This window comes from Janthinobacterium sp. BJB301, from assembly GCF_002735685.1.
GTDB lineage: Bacteria > Pseudomonadota > Gammaproteobacteria > Burkholderiales > Burkholderiaceae_D > Janthinobacterium > Janthinobacterium lividum.
The window spans coordinates 1-17,609 of the sequence record NZ_PDZJ01000002.1; the positions used below are offsets into that span (position 1 = coordinate 1).

Below are 17,609 nucleotides of genomic sequence, written 5' to 3' on the forward strand. Positions count from 1 at the left end.
CAGGACCGAAGTAGTTCGCATTCGGCACATACGTCACCTTGAAGGAGCGGCCGCTGCCGCCCCCCGCCGCGCCGCTCGCCACCACCGTGACGCGCCCATGCTGCGGCGGCGTGACGATGGTCACATCCGTGATCGGGCTGCCATCCGTGGAAGCGATGGTCAGGCTCACTTCCTGGTTGGCCGAGGTCGTTGCCGTTTCATTCGGCACCGGCGGCGGCGCCTGGTTCACCTGCAGGGTCAACGCTTGCTGCACCGTGAACTGGTGCGCGTCCTTCGCTTGCAAGGTGAAGTTGTAGCTGCCGGCCACCGTTGGCGTGCCGCTGACGATGCCGGTCGCCGCATTGAGCACCAGACCGCTTGGCAAGGCGCCGCTGCTCACGGAGTACGCATACGGCGCGATGCCGCCGGCCGCCGTGAATGTCTGGCTATATGCGTCGCCGGCACGGATCGGCGCCAGGCTGGCCGGCGTCAGCGTCAGGACCGGTGCCGCCACTGCCAGGGTATAGCTGTTGCTCGCGCTGAATGGCGCACCCACGCCCGTGCTGCTGTCGGTGACCTTGATGCTGAACGGGAAACTGCCCGCCACATTCGTCGTGCCGGACAGTACGCCCGTGGCCCCGTTCAGGCTCAGGCCAGCGGGCAAGGTACCGCTGCTGACGCTGAAGGTGTACGGCGCCGTGCCGCCCGCTGCCGAGAGGGTCGCGCTGTAGGCCGCTTCCGCCGTCGGATTGGACAAGGCCGCTGGCGTCAGGCTGACTGTGGCCGAAGACACCACCAGGGTATAACTTTGCGTGCCGGTGAACTGGTGCGCATCGGCCGCCTGCACGGTCAAGGTAAAACTGCCGGCTGCCGTTGGCGTGCCGCTCAGCAAACCGCTGCTGCCCAAGGTGAGGCCAGCTGGCAGGCTGCCGCCCGACACCGTGTAGGCATAGGGAGCCACGCCGCCGCTGGCCGACAGTGGCTGGCTGTACGCCGTGGCCACTGTCGCCGCCGGCAAGGTGGCCGGCGTGAGCGTGATCGTCGGCGCGCCGACGGGCACGGTATAACTGTTGGTGGCGCTGAACGGCGCACCCGTGCCCGTGCTGCTGTCCGTGACCTTGATACTGAACGGGAAACTGCCCGCCACATTCGTCGTGCCGGACAGTACGCCCGTGGCCGCATTCAGGCTCAGGCCAGCGGGCAAGGTACCGCTGCTGACGCTGAAGGTGTACGGCGCCGTGCCGCCCGCTGCCGTCAGCGTCGTAGTGTAGACCGCTTCCGCCGTTGGATTCGGCAAGGTAGCCGGCGTCAGGCTGACCGTGGCCGAGGACACCACCAGGGTATAGCTTTGCGTGCCGGTGAACTGGTGCGCATCGGCCGCCTGCACGGTCACGGTGAAATTGCCACCCGCCGTTGGGGTACCGCTGAGCAGACCACTGCTGCTCAGCGTCAGGCCCGCAGGCAGGCTGCCGGCCGACACCGTGTAGGCATAGGGAGCGACGCCGCCGCTGGCCGACAATTGCTGGCTATACGCCGTGGCCACTTTCGGCGCCGCCAGCGAACCTGGCGTCACCGAGATTACGGGGGCAACGACTATCAAGGTATAGCTGTTGCTGGCGCTGAACGGTGCCCCCGCGCCCGTGCTGCTGTCCGCAACCTTGATGCTGACAGGGAAGCTGCCGGCCACATTGGTCGTACCGGACAATACGCCGGTGGCTGCGTTCAGGCTCAGGCCGACGGGCAAGGTGCCGCTGGTCACGCTGTAGGTATACGGCGCCGTGCCGCCCGTCGCCGCCAGGGTCGCAGTGTAGGCTGCCTCCGCCGTCGCATTGGGCAAGGTGGCCGGAGTCAGGCTGACGCTAGGATTGCCTACTGTGACCGTCACTGTGGCTGACGCAGACGTGCCGCCGGCATTGCTGGCCGTATAGGTAAAACTGTCTGGCCCGGCATAGCCTGCCGTCGGCGTGTAGGTGATGCTGGTGCCGCTGACCGTCGCCGTGCCGTGGCCGGCTGCGGAGGCCACCGCCACCGACGTAGCCGTACCGCCGCTCAGGTTCAGGGTGATCGGATTGGCGCTGCTGCCATATGCCACGCTGGCGCTGACGGCGCCGGCAATGGGCACGCTTGGCGTCACCGTGATCGTCACGACGGCAGCCGCCGACGTGCCGCCACCATTGCTGGCCGTGTAAGAGAAGCTGTCCGGCCCGGAATAACCTGCCGCCGGCGTGTAAGTGATGCTGGTGCCGCTGACCGTCGCCGTGCCATGGCCGGCGGCGGAGGCTACCGCCACCGACGTCGCCGCGCCGCCGCTCAGGTTCAGGGTGATCGGATTGGCGCTGCTGCCATACGCCACCGTCGCGCTGACGGCGCCGGCAACGGGCACGCTGGGCGTTACCGTGATCGTCACGATGGCTTCCGCCGACGTGCCGCCACCATTGCTGGCCGTGTAGGAGAAGCTGTCCGGCCCGGAATAACCTGCCGCCGGCGTGTAAGTGATGCTGGTGCCGCTGACCGTCGCCGTGCCGTGGCCGGCAGCGGAGGCCACCGCCACCGACGTCGCCGCGCCGCCGCTCAGGTTCAGGGTGATCGGATTGGCGCTGCTGCCATACGCCACCGTCGCACTGACGGCGCCGGCCACTGGGGGTGCCACCACCACCGTGACGGAGTAGGCGCGCGACCCCGTGTAGGGTCCGCTGCCACTGCTGCTGTCGGTCGCGGTGACGGTGAAGTTATATGGCCCCGCTGCCGTCGGCGTGCCGGACAAGGTGCCGTCCGCCGCCAGGCTCAGGCCCGTCGGCACGCTGCCGCCGGTGATGGCATAGCTATACGGGGCCGTGCCGCCGGCGGCGGTAATGCCCTGGCTGTAGGCGACGCCGGCTGTCATCGCCGGCATCACCGTTGGTGCCACCGTGATCGTCGGCGCAGTGACAGTCATCGAGTAGGCGCGCGCGCCGGAATACGGGCCGCTGCCCGTCGAACTGTCGGTGGCGCGCACGGTAAAGTTGAAGACGCCGCCCGCCGTCGGCGTGCCCGACAGTACGCCGGTGGCAGCATTCAAGGTCAGGCCGGCCGGCAAGGTGCCGGCGCTGATGGCGTAGGTGTACGGCCCGGTGCCGTCCGCGGCCGTCACGCTCTGGCTGTATGCGCTACCCACGGCCGCCGCAGGCACGGTGCTTGGCGCAATCGTGATGGTGGGTCCGCCGACCGTGATCGTCACGGTGGCGGGCGCCGAGGTACCCACGCCGTTGGATGCCGTGTAGGTGAAGCTGTCCGGCCCGCCGTAGCCGGCCATCGGCGTGTAGGTGATGCTGGTGCCGCTGGCCGTCGCCGTGCCGTGCGAGGCAGCGGAGGCCACAGCCACCGACGTCGCCGCGCCGCCGCTCAGATTCAGCGTGATCGGGTTGGCGCTGCTGCCATAGGCCAGGCTGGCGCTGACATTGCCGGCCACGGGCGCGCCGGCCGCTACGGTGACGGAATACGCGCGCGATCCCGTGTAGGGGCCGCTGCCGGTGCTGCTGTCGGTCGCGGTGACGGTGAAGTTATATGGCCCCGCTGCCGTCGGCGTGCCGGACAAGGTGCCGTCCGCCGCCAGGCTCAGGCCCGTCGGCACGCTGCCACCGGTGATGGCATAGCTATACGGGGCCGTGCCGCCGCCGGCGGCAATGCCCTGGCTGTAGGCGACGCCGGCTATCATCGCCGGCATCACCGTTGGTGCCACCGTGATCGTCGGCGCAGTGACAGTCATCGAGTAGGCGCGCGCGCCGGAATACGGACCGCTGCCCGTCGAACTGTCCGTGGCCCGCACGGTAAAGTTGAAGACGCCGCCCGCCGTCGGCGTGCCCGACAGTACGCCGGTGGCAGCATTCAAGGTCAGGCCGGCCGGCAAGGTGCCGGCGCTGATCGCATATCCGTACGGCCCGGTACCGTTCGCGGCCGTCACGCTCTGGCTGTATGCGCTACCCACGGCTGCCGCAGGCACGGTGCTTGGCGCAATCGTGATGGTGGGGCCGCCGACCGTGATCGTCACGGTGGCGGGCGCCGAGGTGCCCACGCCGTTGGATGCCGTGTAGGTGAAGCTGTCCGGTCCGCCGTAACCGGCCGTCGGCGTGTAGGTGATGCTGGTGCCGCTGGCCGTCGCCGTGCCGTGCGAAGCAGCGGAGGCCACGGCCACCGACGTCGCCGCGCCGCCGCTCAGGTTCAGCGTGATCGGGGTGGCGCTGCTGCCATAGGCCACGCTGGTGCTGACATTGCCGGCCACGGGCGCGCCGGCCGCGACGGTAACGGAATACGCGCGCGAACCCGTGTAGGGGCCGCTGCCGGTGCTGCTGTCGGTCGCGGTGACGGTGAAATTGAATGGTCCCGCCGCCGTCGGCGTGCCCGACAGAGTGCCATCCGGAGCCAGGCTCAGGCCCGTCGGCAAGCTGCCGCCGGTGATGGCATAGCTATACGTGGCCGTGCCGCCGGCGGCGCTGATGGACTGGCTGTAGGCGACGCCGGCCGTCATGGCCGGCATGACCGTCGGCGTGATGCTGATCGTTGGTGCTGCCACCGTCATCGAGTAGGCGCGCGCGCCAGAGTATGGGCCGCTGCCCGTCGAACTGTCCGTGGCGCGCACGGTAAAGTTGAAGACGCCGCCCGCCGTCGGCGTGCCCGACAGCACGCCAGTGGAGGCATTCAAGGTCAGGCCGGCCGGCAAGGCGCCGGCGCTGATGGCGTAGGTGTATGGCGCGCCACCGTTCGCGGCCGTCACGTTCTGGCTGTAGGCCGCCCCAACGCTTGCTGCTGGCACGGTGCTTGGCGCAATCGTGATGGTGGGACCGCCGACGGTGATCGTCACGGTGGCGGGCGCCGAGGTGCCCACGCCGTTGGATGCCGTGTAGGTGAAGCTGTCCGGTCCGCCGTAACCGGCCGTCGGCGTGTAGGTGATGCTGGTGCCGCTGGCCGTCGCCGTGCCGTGCGAAGCAGCGGAGGCCACGGCCACCGACGTCGCCACGCCGCCGCTCAGGTTCAGCGTGATCGGGTTGGCGCTGCTGCCATAGGCCACGCTGGTGCTGACATTGCCGGCCACGGGCGCGCCGGCCGCGACGGTGACGGAATACGCGCGCGATCCCGTGTAGGGGCCGCTGCCGGTGCTGCTGTCGGTCGCGGTGACGGTGAAGTTGAATGGCCCCGCCGCCGTCGGCGTGCCGGACAAGGTGCCGTCCGCCGCCAGACTCAGGCCCGTCGGGACGCTGCCGCCGGTGATGGCATAGCTATACGTGGCCGTGCCGCCGGCGGCGCTGATGGACTGGCTGTAGGCGACGCCGGCCGTCATGGCCGGCATGACCGTCGGCGTGATGCTGATCGTTGGTGCTGCCACCGTCATCGAGTAGGCGCGCGCGCCAGAGTATGGGCCGCTGCCCGTCGAACTGTCCGTGGCGCGCACGGTGAAGTTGAAGCTGCCGCCCGCCGTTGGCGTGCCCGACAGCACGCCGGTGGAGGCATTCAAGGTCAGGCCGGCCGGCAAGGCGCCGGCGCTGATCGCATATCCGTACGGCGCGAAACCGTTCGCGGCCGTCACGTTCTGGCTGTAGGCCGCCCCAACGCTTGCTGCTGGCACGGTGCTTGGCGCAATCGTGATGGTGGGACCGGCGACCGTGATCGTCACGGTGGCGGGCGCCGAGGTGCCGATGCCGTTCGTAGCCGTGTAAGTGAAGCTGTCCGGCCCGCCGTAGCCGGCCGTCGGCGTGTAGGTGATGCTGGTGCCGCTGGCCGTTGCCGTGCCGTGCGAGGCAGCGGAGGCCACGGCCACCGACGTCGCCGCGCCGCCGCTCAGGTTCAGGGTGATCGGGTTGGCGCTGCTGCCGTAGGCCACGGTGGCGCTGGCGGCGCCGGCCACGGGCGCGCCGGCCGCCACGGTGACGGAATACGCGCGCGACCCCGTGTAGGGGCCGCTGCCGCCGCTGCTGTCGGTCGCGCTGACGGTAAAGTTATACGGTCCCGCCGCCGTGGGCGTGCCGGACAGGGTGCCGTTCGCGGCCAGGCTCAAGCCCGTGGGCAGGCTGCCGCCGGTGATGGCATAGGTATAGGTGGCCGTGCCGTTCGCCGCAGTGATGCCCTGGCTATAGGCAAGACCGACGGTCATTGCCGGCATGACCGTCGGCGCGACGGTGATGGTTGGCGCATTGACCGTCAGCGCATAAGCGCGCGTGCCATTGGCAGCCAGCGAGTCCGTGGCCCGCACGGTGAAATTGAACGTGCCTCCCGCCGTCGGCGTGCCAGACAGACTACCGGCGCCGGACAGGCTCATGCCTGCAGGCAAGCTGCCAGCCGTTACCGCGTAGGTGTAGGGCGCCGCGCCGCCAGTCGCGCTCAAGGCCGTCACCGGATAAGCCTGGGCCACCGTCGCAGTCGGCACGGTGGCAGGCGACAGCACGATGGCGGAAGTGATCGTGACGTTGTACACGATGGGCTGCGCCACATCGTCCTTGACGGTGAAGGTATCGGAGGTCGCGCTGAGATTCGTATTCCTGTAGCGCACGGCATTCGTCTGGTTCGAATCCTCCAGCGTGCCGTGTTGCGGCGGCACCAGGGTGCCCGTCAGGCCGAAAGGGGAGCAAGCCGAATTGGAATAATCCTCGTAATACTCTTGCCCCGCCACCACGCTGATGTTGCGCGGACTCGGGCAGGCACTGGCGGCGGAAGCCTGGCTGGAAAAGAGGGATAGCAAGACAAACAGCAGGGTTCCCGCCAGACGCATCAGCCACGATGGCAGCAAGCCTTGGACAGGCTGCGCGCCATGGGCCCTGGCAATGAAGCCATCAACACTCCGGACAGGCGTGGATAGCCATCCAAATTTCGTGAAATTCAGAAACATTTGTCTTCCCTCAATACATTTATCTTGGCGCTGGAGCTATTGCAGATAACGGTCAAGGCAAACCTGCACGCCGATGACAACTACCGTCAACAGGACTCAAGGTGGCTTCCCAGCATGATTAAACCTTGCTTTAAGTCAATCTATGCTACTACGGCTTACAAAGAAAGCAACTATAAAATATTATCAAATAGGGAAGTTTTTTAATAAAAATCAATTGCTATTAAAATAGTGTATTTATTCAACAACAATTATGGAAAAGAAACCTGCGTGGGAGGCTATATTGACCTGCTCGCCGTAAGCCATGCGAACGCGGCATCACGCTAGCCTGCATGGGCAACAGCAAGGGCTTGCCGCCCATTTTCCCTGTCGAGTACGCTCGGTGCGCCAACAGGAAGACGGCTTTGCATGGGGAAATTCTGGCGGCGCATGCTTGCCGCTGCAGCAGCAGCGACCGCATCGAATACGGCCTCGCGTACCCTGCCATCAGTTGCACGCACGCCACGCCGGACGCTGTCACCTTGCAAGCCACCCGCGCAGAAATTCTTGCCAGCGGGCAGCATGGCCTGCCCGGCATGTTGCCCGCTGGCCATGCCACCTGTCGTCAGCTTTACTGCAGTGCTTGCTTCAAGCCCGGTGCAAACTCCGCGCCATGCTTGACCTGCGCGGTGGACGCCTTCAGGGTGGCGCCGATGGGCTCGGCGCGGCCAGCCAGGCATTGCCCCAGGAAGTTTTCCGTCACCGCATTGAAGGCGATGTTGTTCACGGGCCGGGCAAAGCCATGGCCCTCGTCGGGGAACAGCACATACGTGACGGGGATGTTCTTGGCCGCCATGGCCGCCACGATCTGGTCCGATTCAGCCACGTTGACGCGCGGGTCGTTCGCGCCCTGGCCGATCAGCAGCGGGCGCTGGATATTCTGCGCAAAGTTCAGCGGCGAACGCTCCTTCAGCAGCGCCTTGCCCTCTTCCGTGGTCGGGTCGCCCATGCGCTTGTAGAACTGCTGCTTGCCCGCTTCCCAATACGGCGGTATGGTTTGCAGCAAGGTAAACAGGTTAGACGGGCCGACGATGTCGACGCCGCAGGCAAATGTCGTCGGCGTGAACGCCATGCCGGCCAGGGTGGCATAACCGCCATACGAGCCGCCCATGATGGCCACCTTGTCGGCCGTGGTCACGCCGCTTTTCACCGCCCATTGCACCGCGTCGAGCAAGTCGTCATGCATCTTGCGGCCCCACTGCAGGTCGCCGGCCGAGATGAATTGCTTGCCGAAGCCCGTCGAGCCGCGGAAGTTCACCGACAGCACGGCGTAGCCGCGGTTGGCCAGCCACTGGTGATAGCCGTTGTAGCCATACGTATCGCGCGCCCACGGGCCGCCGTGCACCAGCAGCACCATCGGCACCGCCTGCGATGGCGTGCCGCCGGCGCTCGCCTTCGATGCTTGCGGCAGGGTCAGATACGACACCAGGTTCAGGCCGTCGCGCGCCTTGATTTGCTGCGGATACATGGGCACCAGCGGTGCGCCTTCCAGTTCCGGACGCGTCACGTACAGCCGCGTGAGCTTCCTGGTCTTGCGTTCGTACAGCCAGCTCGATGGCGGCGCCGTGACGGCATCGACGGCCACCAGCCATTTATCGTCGGCATCCGTGCGCGACGTTACCGTGAACTGGCCCTGGGTATTTTTTTTCAGGAAGGCCAGGTCGGCTTTCAGGTCGTTCGTCAGCGGCAGATACTCCTGCTGCAGAAAATTGACCGTGTAGGCCTGCACGCGGCCCGTGCGCGTGTCGTACAGTGCATCGGCAATATCCGTGCGCGGGTCTTGCGCCACCACCGTGCTCTTGCCGCTGGCCACGTCCTGCGCCAGCAGCGCCGAAGTATTGCGGCCGCGCGAATCGTTCCAGTACAGGGTCTTGCCATCGACCGTGAACGCCAGCGGCGACGTGGTCTGCGCATCTTCCAGGCCCACTTCGGCCAGCGGCGTGCTCTCGACCTTGCCATCGGCCAGGCGGAAATACGTCATGCCGCCATCGGCGCGCGCCTTGCTGGCAATGCGCAAGTTGAGCAGTTCATCGGCGACATAGCCGCCATAGCCATCATTCTGCTGCACCAGGGTCAGCTTGCCGCTGGCCAGGTCCAGGCTGTACACGTCGTGCCAGCGCGCATCGCGGTTATTGATGCCGACGAGGATGCGGTCCTTCACCTTGCTGCTGATCTGGACTATCCGCACGCGGGTCTTCTCGAACGGCGTGTAGTTGATCTGCTTGCCGCTCGCCACGTTCACGCCGTATAGCAGGAAGTTTTCATCGCCGCCCTTGTCCTGGATGAACAGCAGGGTTTTCGAATCGGGCGACCAGAAGCTGCTGCGGATGGGCCGCACCTTTTCTTCCGTCAGCGGGCGAGCTTGCGCCGGGTCGCTGGCCGGCGCCACCCACACATTGAGCACGCCGTCGCGCGGCGCGATCCACGACAGCCACTTGCCATCCGGGCTGATGCGCCCGCCGGACTTGCTGGGATTGCCAAAAATCTTCGCCCGCTCGATCAGCGGCGTGTCATTGGCAGGGGCTTGGGCGTGCGCCGGCAGGGCGGCGGCAAACAACAGGGCAGGCAGGGCATAACGGATCATGGACACCTCATGGTTGATGAATGAAGGGAAACTTCACACGTGCATGTGCCAGGCCATCATAGGCCAAACGGCTGTTGCCAGGCTGATCACAATGACCAAATCAGGAAACGGGGGAACAGAATGCCTGTAGCGGGGAATGAAATGCGGGAGGCAAGAATTGAGCAAGCGCAAGACGCTGGCACGATGGCCCGATGGCGTGACCCGAGCGGACGTAGCACGCTTGCCAATTCTTGCAAAACCATACACTATCTGCGTGCAGTAATTCAGCCCTGACATGGAGAGAGCACTCATGAGCACATGTGACCATATCGTCCGAATGGCCGCCTACAATGAAGTAATGAACGAGAAACTGTATAGTGCAGCTGGGCAACTATCTCAGGAGGAGCTCTTTGCCGACCGCAAGGCATTTTTTGGCTCCCTCTTCGGCACGATGAACCACCTTGTCGTCGCCGATACGATCTGGCTCAAGCGTTTCTGCGGACATCCGGCACGCCAGCCGGCGCTCGACGCCATCCGCGCGGCGGCCGCTCCGGCGGCGCTGAACCAGCCGCAGGCCGAAGACCTGACGGGCCTGCTCAGGCTGCGCCATACGCTGGACCAGACCATACAGCGCTGGGCCGCCGACCTGACGCCAGACGACCTGGAACAGCCGCTCGGCTACGCCAACATGAAAGGCATGGTGTCGCGCAAACGCTATTCGAGCCTGATCATGCATTTTTTCAATCACCAGACGCATCACCGGGGCCAGGCCACCACCCTGCTGTCGCAAAGCAGCATCGACATCGGCGCCACCGACCTGCTGATGCTGATTCCCAACGAAGACTGACGAGCGCAGTGTTCGTTTGCTCGCAGAATTGACCCACTCTGTTTGACCCGCCTTCCACTGCTTGGCAAACGCTGCCACGCAGTCGTATGACCCTACGTAGCCCAGCTCTTTCAGGTCTTCATGGATCTGCTTCAAATTGCGCCGCTGCTTACGCGGCTTAGTCGTCTCGGCCTTGAGCCAGCCGGATAGCTGCACCGAGTATTTGTCTAATCCGCTAATTGATCGCCGCTCCGCATAGGAGGGCTCAGTGTCTAGCTGGAAAATACACGAAATCTCACTCGCCGGTGACATGAACCAGGATGCGCCGAAAGGCTGGACTCCACGAGGACTTAAAAGAGTTGGGGTTCGATGGGGGGCTTACGACAGGGTCGCGGCGTTCGCGAGGACATGGAGGGCCGTCAAGTAGGCCTGGTCAATTCGGCCAGCAAACAAACATGCTCGGGCCTGGGAAAGAATCGTCAGCAGGAAAAACCTGTTTCAACCCATGCCAAATGATTGCAAACAAGCCCATGTTTTCGTAGGGGTAAATGCAGGGATAAAAACTCTCACCCAAGAAAAAGGCCACTCCGAAGAGTGGCCTAAGTCCTTGAATCTAATGGTCGGGGCGAGAAGATTCGAACTTCCGACCCCATGCACCCCATGCATGTACGCTACCAGGCTGCGCTACGCCCCGACGAGGTGGGAATTATAGCAGAGCCTTTTAGGTTTTTGCCATGCTTTGCGCGTGATTCATATCGAACTGCGCAAACTTTTTTGCATGGCCCTGGCAAGCGGCCTATTCGTTCAGCAGCAGCGCCGTCAGGACGATGCGGAAGCCCGCGATCAACGGCTCGACTTTCACGTCCGGATTGTGAATGAGGCGCACGGGCAAGCCCTGGTAAATGGCGACGAGGGCATTCAGGCGGCCTTCCAGCATCTCTTCATCGGCCGGCAAGCCGCGCTTGATGCGCGCATCGCGGATGATGGAGAGAAACAACTGGCGCGAACGCTGGTCCGAGCATTGCAGCATTTCCGCGATCACCGGATTGCGCGATGCTTCCGCAAAAATTTCCAGCGGCATCATCCACGTTTTCGGGTCCAGCGCTTCAAGCACATGCTCGCCCGCATTGTCGATCACGGCCTGCAGCGGGTCTTCGCGCTGCGCCAGGTCCTGCATCAGGTTCGACACCCGCTCCGTATTCTGCATGACGAAGGCGGCGATGATCGCATCCTTGCTGTCAAAATAATTATAGATGTGGCCCGCGCTCATGCCGGCCGCTTTCGATATCTCGGCCATGCTGGCGCCGTGGAAGCCACGGCGGCTGAAACAGCTTTCGGCCGCATCGAGCACCTGCTTGCGCCGCGTGTTGGCGCGCTCGGGGTCCGGATGCTTCTTTTCAACTTGGTTCATGATTTTCCAGTAGCGCGCCGGCCCTGCCCTTGCGGGCAAGGCCGGCGTCGGCGTCCCCGTGATTATTGGGCGCCGCCAGCCGCCGCGACGGCTGTCTGCTCAGGCTGCCAACCGCCGCCCAGCACCTTGTACAAGGTCACCAGATTGGTCGATTTGGCCAGGCGCGCCGTGATCAGGCTCTGCTGCGCCGTGTACAGCGCGCGCTGGGCCACCAGGGCGTTCAGGTAGGACTCGGCGCCCTGCTTGTAGCGCGCGTCGTGGATGGTGTAGCTCTTCGTCGACGCCTCGACCAGCGAGACCTGCGATTGCAGGCGCTCGTCGATGGTACCGCGCTGGGCCAGCGCATCGGACACTTCGCGGAAGGCGACCTGGATCGCCTTTTCGTATTGCGCCACGGAGATTTCACGCTGCACCTTGGCGATATCGAGGTTGGCGCGGTTCACGCCGCCATCGAAGATCGGCAAGCTGATCTGCGGAATGAAGCTCCACGTGCCGCTGCCCGCCTTGAACAGGCCCGACAGGTTGTCGCTCAGCGAACCGGCCGTGGCCGTCAGCGAAATGCGCGGGAAGAAGGCCGCGCGCGCCGCACCGATGTTGGCATTGGCAGCGCGCAAGGTGCGCTCGGCCGCCAGCACGTCGGGACGGCGTTGCAGCACGTCCGACGGCAAGCCGGACGGAATCTCCGCCAGGGCCGTGACGGCGCCGAACTCGCCTTGCGGCAGCAGATCGGCCGGCACGGGGCCGCCCACCAGCAAGACCAGCGCGTTTTGATCCAGCGCAACCTGGCTCGTGTAGACAGCCACGTCGGAACGGGCCGACTCGACGCTGGTCTGGGCATCGTACTTGTCCAGGCCGGAGGTAGCACCGGCACTGAAGCGGCGCACGGCCAGGTCATACGACGACTGCTGGCTCTTCAAGGTATCTTGCGCCACGCGCAGGCGCTGCTGGTCGGCCACCAGGTTCAGATAGGTGCTGGCCACTTCGGCCACCAGGCTGATCTGCTGTGCACGGCGTGCTTCTTCCGTGCCCAGGTATTGTTCCAGCGCGCTGTCGGACAGGCTGCGCACGCGGCCGAAGAAGTCCAGCTCGTACGCCGACACGCCCAGGTTCGCCGTGTACTGGCGGTTGATGGACGCTTCGCCGTTGGCGCTGGCGTTCTTCGGCACGCGGCTGGCCGACTGGCCGCCGGACGCCGACAGGGTCGGGATCAGCGCGGCGCGTTCGATGCCGTAGGTGGCGCGCGCCTTCTCGATGTTGAGGATCGAGACGCGCAGGTCGCGGTTGTTGGCCAGCGCCAGTTCCAGTACCTGGCGCAGGCGCGCATCGGCAAAGAACTCGCGCCAGGCGACGTCCGCCACCGGCTTGGCGTCGGCGGCGGCCGTGTCGGCCTTGTAGGAAGGACCGGTCGGCCAGCTTGTGGGCGCCGGCGCTGCCGGACGCTCATACGTAGGGGCCAGGCTGCAACCGGCCAGCAAGGCCAGTGCCGCCATGGAGAGTAGCGATTTTTTCATATTAATGTGCATCCTTGGAAAGCGTGACGGCTGGCGAACCAGGCGTCGCCGGCGTGGTTGGCGCGTCCGGCTTCGAGAAGAAGCCGCGCACCAGCACGAAGAACACCGGCACGAAGAAGATACCGAGGAACGTGGCCGTCAACATACCGCCCAGCACGCCGATACCGATGGCGTTCTGGCTGCCGGAGCCGGCGCCGCTGGAAATAGCCAGTGGCAACACGCCCAGGCCGAAGGCAATCGAGGTCATCAGGATCGGACGCAGACGCAGACGCACCGCGTGCAAGGTCGCGTCCAGCAGCGACATGCCCGATTCCTGCATTTCCTTGGCGAATTCGACGATCAGAATCGCATTCTTCGCCGACAGGCCCACCACCGTGAGCAAGCCCACCTGGAAGTACACGTCGTTCGACAGGCCGAACATCCACGTACCGAGCACGGCGCCGATCACGCCCAGCGGTACCACCAGCAGCACGGAGAATGGAATCGACCAGCTTTCATACAGCGCGGCCAGGCACAGGAAGACGATCAGCAGGGACAGCGCGTACAGCTGCGGCGTCTGCGAACCGGATTCGCGCTCTTCCAGCGACACGCCGGTCCAGCTGAAGCCGATGCCAGGCGGCAACTTGGCCACCATTTCTTCCATCGCGTTCATGGCGGCGCCCGTGCTTTGGCCCGGCGCCGGCGTACCCAGGATCTCTACCGACGGCAAGCCGTTGTAGCGTTCCAGGCGTGGCGACGCGTAAATCCACTTGCCGGTGGCGAAGGCCGAGAACGGCACCATCTGGCCAGCGGTATTGCGTACGAACCACTTGTTCAAGTCTTCCGGCAGCATGCGCGAACTGGCGTCACCCTGGATGAATACTTTCTTCACGCGGCCACGGTCGAGGAAGTCGTTCACATACGAACTACCCCAGCCGACGCTCAGCACGCGGTTGATTTCCGATATCTGCAAGCCCAGCGCCGTTGCCTTCTGCTGGTCGATGTCGATCTTGTACTGCGGCGTATCTTCCTGGCCGTTCGGGCGCACGCCGACCATGGCCGGATTCTGCGACGCCATGCCCAGCAACTGGTTACGCGCCGCCATCAGGGCGTCATGGCCGACACCGCCGATATCCTGCAGCTGCATGTCGAAACCGGTGGCGTTACCCAGTTCCAGCACGGCAGGCGGTGCAAACGTAAACACCATCGCATCCTTGATCTGCAACAACTTGCCCATGGCGCGGCCCGCCACTGCCGGCGCTTTTTGCGCCACGTCCTTGCGCAGCGACCAGTCTTTCAGGCGCACGAAGGCGATACCCGTATTCTGGCCGTTACCGCCGAAGCTGAAACCGGCCACGGCAAACACGGAAGCGACGTTATCTTTCTCGCTGTTCATGAAGTGGTCTTCGACCTGCTCGATCACTTTCAGGGTGCGCTCTTGCGTGGCGCCCGTCGGCAATTGAATCTGCGTAAACAGGATGCCCTGGTCTTCTTCCGGCAGGAAGGAGGTCGGCAAGCGCATGAAGATGAACACCAGGCCGGCCAGCAACAGCACATACAGCAGCATCGAGCGGGCGCGGTGGCGGATCATGCTGCCGACCAGGCCCTGGTACTTGTTGCTGCTGCTATCGAAGCTGCGGTTGAACCAGCCGAAGAAACCCTTGTTGGTCGCGTGATGGCCCTTTTCGACCGGTTTCAGCAAGGTGGCGCACAAGGCTGGCGTAAAGACCAGCGCGACGACGACGGACAGCACCATCGACGAGACGATCGTGATCGAGAACTGGCGGTAAATCACGCCCGTCGAACCGCCGAAGAAGGCCATTGGCACGAACACGGCCGACAGCACCATGGCGATACCGACCAGCGCGCCCGTGATCTGCGTCATGGACTTGCGCGTCGCTTCCAGCGGCGACAAGCCCTCTTCGCTCATCACGCGCTCGACGTTTTCCACCACCACGATCGCATCATCGACCAGCAAACCGATGGCCAGCACCATGGCGAACATGGTGAGGGTATTGATCGAGTAACCGAATGCATTCAGAATGCCGAAGGTACCCAGCAGCACGACCGGCACGGCCATGGTCGGGATCAGGGTAGCGCGGAAGTTCTGCAGGAACAGATACATCACCAGGAAGACCAGAATGACCGCTTCGACCAGGGTTTTGACCACTTCTTCGATGGACAGTTTCACGAACGGGGTCGTGTCGAACGCCACCTGGTAGCTCATGCCTTCAGGGAATTGCTTGCTCAGGTTGCCCAGCATGGCTTTCGCCGCATTGGCCGTATCGAGCGCGTTGGCGCCCGTCGCCAGCTTGATCGCCACGCCGGTTGCCGCATGGCCGTTGTAGCGGGCCACGGTGTTGTAGTTCTCGCGGCCCAGCTCCATGGTGGCCACGTCCTTCAGGTGCACCATGGCGCCGTCGGTCGTGGTTTTCAGCAAGATGGCACCGAACTGCTCCACCGTTTGCAAACGGCTTTGCGCCGACACGGTAGCGTTCAGCTGCTGGCCCTTGATGGACGGCGTGCCGCCCAGTTCACCGGCAGACACTTCCGCATTCTGCGCCTGCACGGCCGTGATCACGTCCGCCGGGGTCAGGTTGAAACTTTGCAGCTTGGCCGGATTGAGCCAGATACGCATGGCGTACTGCGAACCGAACAGCGTCACATCGCCCACGCCGGCAACACGGCTCAATGGGTCGACGACGTTGGCGGCCACATAGTCGCTCAAATCGGTCTGGTCCATCTTGCCGTTTTCGGAAATGAAGCCGAACACCATCAGGAAGTTCTTGGTGGCCTTCGACACGACGAGACCCTGTTGCGTGACAGCCGTCGGCAGCAGTGGCGTGGCCAGCTGCAGCTTGTTCTGTACCTGCACCTGGGCGATGTCGGGATTGGTGCCGCTGGTAAACGTCAGCGTAATGCTGATGCCGCCAGTGGCGTCGCTCGACGAAGCCATGTAGCGCAAGCCGTCGATACCCTTCATCTTTTGTTCGATGACCTGGGTGACGGCGTCTTCCACGGTCTTGGCGGAGGCGCCAGGATAGGAGCCGCTGATCGAAATCGACGGCGGAGCAATACTCGGGTACTGCGCGATCGGCAGGCTGAGGATCGAAATCACGCCGGCAAGCATGATGACGATCGCGACCACCCAGGCAAAAATCGGGCGGTCAATGAAAAAACGGGCCATTAATATTCTCCTGAATTAGTGGGCGCTGGCAGCCGATGCTGCGGCAGAGGCGGCAGCGGCAGGCGCGGCAGGCGCCTTGGCCGGCACGGCAACGGCTGGTGCGCCTGGCTTGACTTTTTGCAAGCCTTCCACGATCACGCGATCGCCTGCGGCCAGGCCGGACGTCACCAGCCAGTCGTTGCCGACCGTACCGCTGGTGGTCAGCACGCGTTGCTCGACCTTGTTTTCCTTGTTCAGGATCAGGGCCGTTGCCTGGCCCTTCTGGTTGCGCGTCACGCCCACTTGCGGCACAGTGATGGCTTTTTCATCGACGCCCGTTTCCAGCTGGGCACGTACGTACATGCCTGGCAGCAATTCGCCTTTCGGGTTCGGGAACAGCGCGCGCAAGACCACGTTGCCGGTGGTCGGATCGACCGTCACGCCAGCGAACTGCAGCTTGCCCGGTTCGCTGTACTTGCTGCCATCCGGCAAGATCAGGTCGACCTTGGCCTGGCCTTCGCCCACTTTTTTCAGCGAACCGTCGGCCATCTGGCGCTTCAGGCGCAGCAGATCCGTGCTCGACTGTGTCACGTCGACGTAGATCGGATCGAGTTGCTGCACGGTCGTCAGGGCTTCCGCCTGACCCGCCGTGACCAGCGCGCCGGCCGTCACGGTCGAGCGGCTGGTGCGGCCGCTGATCGGCGCCGTCACGGTGCTGTATTTCAGGTTGATATTCGCCGATTCCAGCGCCGCTGTGGCGGACTCGACGTCTGCCTTCGCTTGCTCGAACGCCGCGACGGCGTCATCGTATTCCTGGCGGCTCACGCCTTCGATGGCGACCAGCTCCTTGTAGCGCGATGCTTTCGGGCCGGCCGTCAGCAGGTTGGCCTTGGCTTTCGACAAGGCCGCCTTGGCCGAATTGTAGGCCGCCTGATAGGTGGCGGAATCTATCTGGTACAGGGCCGTGCCTGCTTTCACATCGCTGCCTTCGACGAACAGGCGCTTCTGGATCAAACCACCGACTTGCGGGCGCACATCGGCGACCTGGTAGGCATTCGTGCGGCCGGGCAGTTCGGCGCTCATCGGCAACGCGGCCGGATTAACAGTAAACACGACCACCTGTGGCGCTTGCTGCGCGTGAGGTGCTTCCTGTTTTTTACTGCAGCCGGCCATGATTACAGTGGCGCACAGAACGGCAATAGCGCCGCTCGTACGCGGCGACGTCAGGGAAAAAGTTGGTTGCATCTTGGACTTTCTGAAAAAGAAGCTGGCTAGTGTCGTT

The 17,609-nt window shown here is 64.3% G+C and carries 7 protein-coding genes and 1 tRNA gene; 1 reads left to right on the plus strand and 7 read right to left on the minus strand.

All coding sequences use genetic code 11. The features are described 5' to 3' along the window. On the minus strand, window positions 1-6,835 hold a 6,835-nt coding region (locus CSQ91_RS13415; protein ID WP_143451030.1), incomplete at its 3' end, for a putative Ig domain-containing protein. A gap of 607 nt (window positions 6,836-7,442) precedes the next feature. Further along, the gene (locus CSQ91_RS13420; RefSeq protein ID WP_099388701.1) at window positions 7,443-9,455 is read right to left on the minus strand and encodes a S9 family peptidase; all 2,013 of its coding nucleotides are present in this window, start codon (window positions 9,453-9,455) and stop codon (window positions 7,443-7,445) included. A 316-nt stretch (window positions 9,456-9,771) separates the two neighbouring features. Here CSQ91_RS13420 and CSQ91_RS13425 point away from each other — a divergent pair, with 316 nt between their 5' ends. Beyond that, on the plus strand, window positions 9,772-10,281 hold the full coding sequence (locus CSQ91_RS13425; protein ID WP_318526613.1) for a DinB family protein: 510 nt from the start codon (window positions 9,772-9,774) through the stop codon (window positions 10,279-10,281). A gap of 596 nt (window positions 10,282-10,877) precedes the next feature. On the opposite strand, the gene CSQ91_RS13430 is transcribed toward CSQ91_RS13425, so the two are convergent. The 5 genes from CSQ91_RS13430 to CSQ91_RS13450 all read right to left on the minus strand — a co-directional run bounded on the left by CSQ91_RS13430 (window position 10,878) and on the right by CSQ91_RS13450 (window position 17,572). Further along, a tRNA-Pro gene (locus tag CSQ91_RS13430) sits at window positions 10,878-10,954 on the minus strand. Between the two features lie 102 nt (window positions 10,955-11,056). Continuing rightward, window positions 11,057-11,671: a TetR/AcrR family transcriptional regulator gene (locus CSQ91_RS13435; RefSeq protein ID WP_070282345.1), complete on the minus strand. Its 615-nt coding sequence runs from the start codon at window positions 11,669-11,671 to the stop codon at window positions 11,057-11,059. A 62-nt stretch (window positions 11,672-11,733) separates the two neighbouring features. Continuing rightward, entirely contained in the window at window positions 11,734-13,182 is a 1,449-nt protein-coding gene (gene adeC / locus CSQ91_RS13440; RefSeq protein WP_070282347.1) for an AdeC/AdeK/OprM family multidrug efflux complex outer membrane factor, read from the minus strand. 1 nt (window position 13,183) lies between these two features. Further along, the gene (locus CSQ91_RS13445; RefSeq protein ID WP_099388703.1) at window positions 13,184-16,348 is read right to left on the minus strand and encodes an efflux RND transporter permease subunit; all 3,165 of its coding nucleotides are present in this window, start codon (window positions 16,346-16,348) and stop codon (window positions 13,184-13,186) included. Window positions 16,349-16,363: 15 nt separating this feature from the next. Then, window positions 16,364-17,572 (minus strand): efflux RND transporter periplasmic adaptor subunit, encoded by a 1,209-nt coding sequence (locus CSQ91_RS13450; RefSeq protein WP_052140403.1) that lies wholly within the window; start codon window positions 17,570-17,572, stop codon window positions 16,364-16,366. Between the last annotated feature and the right edge of the window lie 37 nt (window positions 17,573-17,609).